Origin of the sequence: Streptomyces sp. ME19-01-6, from assembly GCF_033793745.1 — a bacterium.
In the GTDB taxonomy this organism is placed as follows: Bacteria; Actinomycetota; Actinomycetes; order Streptomycetales; family Streptomycetaceae; genus Streptomyces.
Window position 1 is genome coordinate 211144 of record NZ_JARAXF010000019.1, and the last position, 6000, is coordinate 217143.

At 69.3% G+C, this 6000-nt stretch carries 1 protein-coding gene; it reads left to right on the forward strand.

All coding sequences use genetic code 11. The features are described 5' to 3' along the window. Window positions 1-172: 172 nt before the first annotated feature. The coding region (locus PV419_RS33825; RefSeq protein ID WP_319695439.1) for an SDR family NAD(P)-dependent oxidoreductase at window positions 173-6000 on the forward strand (5828 nt) is incomplete at its 3' end.

A 6000-nucleotide genomic window follows, 5' to 3' on the forward strand; every position in this document is an offset into this window, starting at 1 on the left:
TCGATGACCTCTGGCCAACCCCCTAGGGTCCCTGCTTTTCGCCCCTATAAGGTCCCTGTGTACTCCACGTAGGGGGCATTTAGGGGTTGAGGACAGGGGTGGTATGTGGAATAGCGTTCGGCGGAGTCGGTAATGCGTCGAGCTGTGTGTCCCGAGACAAATGGGGTAGTTGGTGGACGAAATCAACGCGACGACCGAGCGGGCTCTCCAGTTGCGCGAGTACTTGGAGAGCTCGGATGGGGCGAGCGCTGCTGCCCCCTTGGTCACGGGCCGGGAGAACACCAAGATCGGATTCGTCTTCCCCGGCCAGGGATCGCAGTGGGACGGAATGGCCATGGAACTCTTCGACTCGCTGGCCGTTTTCCGCGATGCGCTGTCCGAGTGCGACGAGGCGCTGTCCCCACACGTCGACTGGTCTCTCGTCGACGTTCTCCGAGGCGCCCCCGTCGCGCCGCCGCTCGACGGCGTGGACGTTGTCCAACCGGCCCTGTTCGCCGTCATGTACGCGTTGACCGAAGCGTGGAAGTGGTACGGCGTCGTCCCCGACTTCGTGGTCGGGCACAGCATGGGCGAGGTCACCGCTGCGTGTGTGTCGGGTGCGCTGTCCCTGGCCGACGGGGCACGGGTGGCCGCGTTGTGGAGCCGCGCGCAGCGGGTCCTGATCGGTCGGGGCGACATGGCGTCGGTCCTTCTGCCCCCGGAGCGGGTGCAGGAGTACCTCTCCGGCGAAACCGTGATCGCCGCGGTCAACGGCCCGACCTCCACGGTCGTTTCCGGAGACCCGAGCTCCGTCGACGCACTGTTGCGGCAGTTCACCGCGGAGAGCGTGCGGGCGCAGAAGATTCCGGTCGGCCTGGCCGCACACTCCCCGCAGTTCGAGGCCATTCGCGCCACCCTGCTGCACGACTTGCGGGCAATTGCGCCCCGCCCCCCTCGTATCCCGTTCTATGCCTCGACAACCGGCGGCCTCTTGCCGCCAGGCAAGCTGCTGGATGCGGACTACTGGTGCCGGAACGGACAGACGACGGTCCAGTTCGGGGCCGCCGTGCGCGCGGCTGCCGCCGCGGCGGACGATCCGGTGTTCGTGGAGGTGAGCCCGCATCCGGTCCTGGTGATGCCGGTCCGGGAAACACTCGACGCGGTCGGGGGGAAGGGGGCGGCCCTGGGCGGTACGCTACGGCGCGATGACGGCGGCCTGGACCGCTTCCTGGAATCGGTCGCCGACGTGCACCTGCGTGTCGAAGGGGCCGGTACCGGCCCAGCCGTACTGGCGGAGCGGACCGCCGGCCGTCCCGAGCCGGAGCAGCGGCAGATCGTGCTGGACCTGGTCTGTGAGGTGACCGCGGAACTCGGCCGGTCCCAGGCGGTGCAGCCCGGATCCACCTTCCAGGAACTCGGCTTCGACTCGGTGAAGGCGGTCGAGTTCCAGCAGCGACTCACGGCGGCGTCCGGGCTCAGCCTGCCGGTGACGCTGGCCTTCGACCACCCCACGCCCGCGGCGATCACGGAACGGCTGCTCGCGGAGCTGAGCGGCGACGGCGCCGTGAGCGAGGTGGTGACGGGCCGCCTGCCGGACGAGGAACTGATCGCTGTCATCGGGATGAGCTGTCGAACCGCCGGGGGTGTACGCACCCCTGAACAGCTGTGGCAGTTGCTGATCGAGGGCCGCGATGCGATTTCGGAGTTCCCGGCCGACCGGGGATGGGACATCCGGTCGCTGTACGACCCGGAGCCTGGAAAGTCGGGAACGACGTACGTCAGGCACGGCGGATTCCTGCACGACGCGGGGTACTTCGACAATGAACTCTTCGGGATCGGCCCCCGAGAAGCGGAGGCCATGGATCCGCAGCAGCGGGTGCTCCTGGAAACCTGCTGGGAACTTTTCGAGCGCGCCGGTATGAATCCGAAGGCGCTGGGCGGAGACCAGGGCATCGGGGTCTTCCTGGGCGCGATGACCCAGGACTACGGGCCCCGCCTGCACGCCGCCCCGGAGAAGGCCCAGGGGTACCTGCTCACCGGCACTCTGGGCAGCGTTTCCTCGGGCCGACTGGCGTACGTCTTCGGGTTGGGCGGGCCGGCCGTCACCGTGGACACGGCGTGCTCCTCCTCGCTCGTCGCCCTGCACCAGGCGTGCCACGCACTGCGTCAGGGGGACTGCTCACTGGCCGTGGCCGGCGGGGTGACCGTGATGGCCAACCCGGGGCTGTTCGTCGAGTTCAGCCGACACGGCGGCCTCGCCCCCGATGGCCGGTGCAAACCGTTCGGCGCACACGCGGACGGCACGTCCTGGGGCGAGGGAGCGGGCCTGCTGCTGGTGGAGCGGCTGTCCGACGCCGAGCGGAACGGTCACCCGATTCTGGCCGTGATACGGGGCAGCGCGATCAACTCCGATGGAGCGTCCAACGGCCTGGCCGCGCCGAACGGACCGGCGCAGCAGCGGGTGATCCGGCAGGCGCTGGCCAACGCCCGGCTCGCCGCCGACCAGGTGGACGTCGTCGAGGCCCACGGAACGGGGACCGTCCTGGGGGATCCGATCGAGGCGCAGGCCCTGCTGGCGACCTACGGGCAGGGCAGGGAGCGACCACTGTGGCTGGGCTCGCTGAAGTCCAACTTTGGCCACACCCAGGCCGCCGCCGGCGTGCTCGGTGTGATCAAGATGGTGCAGGCGATGCGGCGTGGCACGCTGCCGCGGACGCTTCATGTCGACGAGCCCACGCCGCACGTGAACTGGTCGACGGGGAACGTCCACGTGCTGACCGAGAACCGGCCCTGGCCGCAGACTGGGGGACCGCGGCGCGCCGGGGTGTCCTCGTTTGGCATCAGCGGCACCAACGCACATCTGATCCTGGAGCAGGCCCCACCGGCAGCGCACGAGGATACGCCGACAGCCGCGTCCGGACTGCTGCCGTGGGTGCTGTCCGGTCAGACCGCCGACGTCCTGCGGGCCCAGGCCGGGCAGCTGAGCGCGCATCTGGCCGAGTACGTTGAGCCGATCGCGGAGGTCGGCCACACACTGGCGACCGCACGGGCGGCGCTGGAGCACCGCGCGGTCGTGACCGGCCACGACCGGGCGGAACTGCTCGCGGGCCTGGAGGACTTGGCCGAAGGCCGGTCCCACGTCATCCAGGGTGTGGTCGACGAGGGCCGGCTTGCCGTGGTCTTCTCCGGGCAGGGCTCGCAGCGGCCCGGCATGGGCCGCGAGCTCTACCACGCGATGCCGGCCTTCGCGTCGGCACTGGACGAGGCGTGCGAGGAACTGGACCCGCTCCTGCCGCACCCCCTGAAGGATGTCCTGTTCGGCGAAGAGGATCTAGTGCACCGGACCGACTTCGCGCAGGCAGGACTGTTCGCGGTGGAAGTGGCGCTGTTCCGGCTGGCGGAGAGCTGGGGACTGACGCCCGATTTCGTTGCCGGTCACTCGGTCGGCGAGATAGCCGCCGCGCATGTGGCAGGGGTCTTCTCGCTGGCCGATGCCTGTCGGCTGGTGGCCAAGCGGGGCGCGTTGATGCAGCAGCTCCCGCCCGGTGGAGCGATGGTGGCCATCGAGGCGTCCGAAGCGGAGGTGACCGACACCCTCGGCCCGGACACGGCCCTCGCCGCGGTCAACGGACCCACATCGGTGGTGATCTCCGGCGCGACGGTGGAGGTCGAACGGCTCGCCGCGCTGTGGCGTGACCGTGGACGCAAGGTCACCCGGCTCCAGGTGAGCCATGCCTTCCACTCCCCGCTGATGGAGCCGATGCTGGAGGAGTTCCGCGCGGTGGTCGAGGAACTGACCCTGCACCCGCCCCGTTGCGGAACCATCGCTGACCTGCACAGCCCCGAATACTGGGTCCGTCACGTTCACGACACAGTGCGCTTCGCCGACGGCGTGCGCAGTCTCTACGACGCCGGCGTACGCACCTTTGTGGAAATGGGGCCCGACAGTGTGCTGACCGCGCTGGGCCAGGACTGTATGGCCGACGCGGCCGATACGCCGCCGGCGTTCTTTGCCACGGCCCGTCGCGGCCACGACGAGGAGCGGACGTTCCTCGATGCCATGGCACGGGCCTTCGTCCGCGGTGCGGACATCTCCTGGCACGCGTGCTTCCACGGAGCCGACCGGCTGGTGGAGCTGCCGACCTACCCCTTCCAACGCGAGTACTACTGGCTGGAAAGCGGCGTCGAGCGCGCTCCTTCGGCGGCCGGTTCGTGGAGTTACCAGGAGACGTGGCGTCCTGTACCCGAGTCGGCCGATGCCGGAATTTCCGGTGTCTGGCTGGTGGCCGTACCGGAGGCCGATGCCGAACAGGGAACAGTGCGGACCTGCATCGAAGGCATGCGTCGCCACGGCGTACAGGTACGGCTGTTGAAGGTGGCCTTCGGCACCGGTCGATCGGCCCTGAGCGGAAGGGTCCGCTCGGTACTCGACGAGGAGCCGGCCATCGCAGGGGTGCTCTCCCTGCTTGCCGACGAGGTCGGCAAGACTGTGCTCCTGCTGCAGGCATTGCTGGACACGGAAGTGCAGGCACCGCTGTGGTGCGTCACCCAGGGGGCCGTCAGCGTCGGTGCCACTGACCGGCTGGAAGAGCCCGCGCAGGCACAGATCTGGGGCCTGGGCCGGGTGATCGCACTGGAACAGCCCCGTCCCTGGGGCGGTCTGGTGGACCTCCCGCAGACCGTGGACGACGGCACGGTGAGCCAGCTGGTGCGTCTGCTCGCCGACCCGGGTGGCGAAGACCAACTCGCCCTGCGCCCCTCGGGGGTGTGGGCCAGACGCTTGGAACCGGCTGAACCACTGATGTCTCGTTCCCCTCAGGAGTGGGGCCGCACCGGAACGGTTCTCATCACGGGCGGAACCGGCGCACTCGGCGGCCATGTCGCCCGCCGACTCGCGGCCCGCGGAGCGGAACACCTGCTCCTGACCGGCCGACGCGGGGCGGACACGCCCGGGATCAGCGACCTGGTCACCGATTTGACGGCATCAGGGTGCCAAGTCACGGTGGCCTCGTGCGACGTCGCCGACCGGACCGCCCTGTCCGCGCTGTTGGCGGAGATTCCCGATCAGTATCCGTTGACGGCGGTGGTGCACGCTGCCGGAGTCAGCGACTTCGCTGAACTGGCAACCACGACTGTGCCCGATGTGAACGCGGTGCTGGCAGCCAAGGTGGACGGTGCCGCGCATCTGGATGCGCTGCTGGTCGACCACCCGCTGGACGCGTTCATCCTGTTCTCCTCGATCGCTGCCACCTGGGGCAGCGCCACCAACGGTGCCTACGCCGCAGGCAACGCCTACCTCGACGCGCTGGCCCAGCAGCGGCGGCAGCGCGGGCTGCCGGCCACCTCGGTGGCTTGGGGAGTCTGGGCCGGTGACGGCATGGGCGAAGGGGTGACAGGGGAACGCCTGGCACGAGTCGGCCTACGGGCGATGCCGCCGGACGTGGCTCTCGCCGAGCTCGACGAAGCGGTGCGACGGGACGAGGCCACCCTGACGGTGGCGGAGGTGGACTGGGAGCGCTTTGCTCCGCTGTTTACCAGCAGTAGGCAGAGCCCCCTGCTCTCCGGCATACCGGCAGCGGTCCAGGCGCTGCACGCCGCCGAACGCCTCGCGACGAGCGACACCACTACTGAGCGGCGGACAGCGATCCCCGACGTCGTCCACCAGGAAGTGGCCGCGGTACTCGGCCATGTTGACCCGAGCGCCGTCAACGCCCGGAAGACGTTCAAGGAGCTGGGATTCGACTCGCTCGCGGCGGTGGAACTGCGAAACCGCCTCCGTCAGGCGCTCGGCCGGCCTCTGGCCTCAACCCTGGTCTTCGACTACCCCACACCTGCCGCACTGGCCGCACACCTGTCCGAGGCGTCATCCGGGCCCGACACCGCCATCCCACGAGCCTCGGCAGCCAGGACTGTGTCGGGCACCGATCCGATTGCGATTGTGGGTATGGCCTGTCGTTTTCCGGGTGGTGTGGGGTCTCCAGAGGATTTATGGGATCTGGTTGTTGCAGGGCGGGAGGGTTT